Origin of the sequence: Micromonospora sp. DT68 (assembly GCF_049847245.1) — a bacterium.
GTDB classification, from domain to species: Bacteria; Actinomycetota; Actinomycetes; order Mycobacteriales; family Micromonosporaceae; genus Micromonospora; species Micromonospora profundi.
Genome location: NZ_JBNCNZ010000050.1, coordinates 1 through 1,183, shown reverse-complemented (window position 1 = coordinate 1,183; position 1,183 = coordinate 1). Strand labels below are relative to the sequence as shown.

Sequence of the window (1,183 nt, the reverse complement as noted above, 5' to 3'; positions counted from 1 at the left end):
GCTACAGAGGTTGAAAGGCTGAAGTTCGCACCGTCACGGTGGTTCGGGGTCGAGGGTCATGCCGGTGTTGGCGAAGAAGCCGGCGAGGAGATCGGTCTGTTGCTGGCAGGCGCGTAGGCGGTGTTTGACCAGGTCGGCGAGGTGGTCGACGCCGTGGGCGGCGATGTTGGTCAGGCCGCGTTTCATCCATCGCCAGACTCCTTCGGTCGGGTTGAGATCGGGTGCGTACGACGGCAGCCGGATCACGGTCAGCCACGGCCGGGCCGCGATCAGGGCGTGCATGCGGCGGCTGACGTGGGTGTTGAGGTTGTCCCAGATCAGCACGATCGGTGTACGTAACCGCTGGTGAGCCTGGTCGAGGAAGGCGATGTAGTCGTCCTCGCTGAAGCTGCCGCGTTCGCCTTTGCGGCCACGGTGCAGCCGGGTGCGCCACATCAGCCGGCCGCGTTCGCCGGGCTTGAGGCAGACCAGGCCGGCGATCGACACCCGGCCGGAGCCCTTACCGGAGATCTCCACGACGGGTGTGCGGCCGCGGCGTGCCCAGGTCTTGGCCACCGGCGGGCGCAGCACCTGGCCGGCCTCGTCCTGGAAGCAGATCCAGGCGCCGCGGGCCGCGGCTAACCTCTTACCGACGGCCACCGCCTGCGGTGCCAGGTCGCGATCGCTTCGGGGTCGCGTTCGATCGCCCGTCGGGTCGGGACCTGCTGGCTGTAGCCGATGCGATGCAGCAGGTAGGACACCCCGCGCAGCGTGTAGGAGACGCCGAAACGGCGTTCGATCACCTCGACGACCCGCGCCAGAGTCCACCGGGCGTCCTGCCAGCCCTGCTCAAACGGCCCCCGGTCGAGCAGGCCGGCAAGCTCGCCGAGTTGCTCTTCGGAGAGCTTGCAGTCCGAACCACCCGGCCCCGACGATGCCAGAGCCGCAGTACCGCCGGCAGCCCAGCGACGTCGCCACTCCCGGACCGACTTTGGGGAAACTCGCAGCTCAGAAGCGATCTGCGTGGACGGTTTGGACTCCTCGAACATGGCCGCGGCCTGCATCCGGACCTTTTCACGCCGGACCCGGGCTACCGCGTTCATGCCACCACCAGCCGGATACCTCATACCTCCGGCCTACCGAAACCATCGACGCAGATCACGCAGACACGCCGACGACCGTCAGCCTTTCAACCTCTGTAGCT

At 67.6% G+C, this 1,183-nt stretch carries 2 protein-coding genes; both read right to left on the bottom strand.

Going from position 1 to position 1,183, the window contains the following annotated elements; genetic code table 11:
- Positions 1 to 33: 33 nt before the first annotated feature.
- Positions 34 to 639, bottom strand: coding sequence for a transposase (locus ACPXB1_RS30560; protein ID WP_357413809.1), 606 nt, complete (start codon positions 637 to 639; stop codon positions 34 to 36).
- Positions 618 to 1,082: a winged helix-turn-helix domain-containing protein gene (locus ACPXB1_RS30555; RefSeq protein ID WP_425736165.1), complete on the bottom strand. Its 465-nt coding sequence runs from the start codon at positions 1,080 to 1,082 to the stop codon at positions 618 to 620. Before ACPXB1_RS30555 ends, ACPXB1_RS30560 begins: the two co-directional genes overlap by 22 nt.
- Positions 1,083 to 1,183: the final 101 nt, after the last annotated feature.

Bases quoted from the DNA above. Each gene is read 5' to 3' on its own strand.
- ACPXB1_RS30555 (WP_425736165.1), bottom strand. From the start codon at position 1,082: ATGAACGCGGTAGCCCGGGTCCGGCGTGAAAAGGTCCGGATGCAGGCC.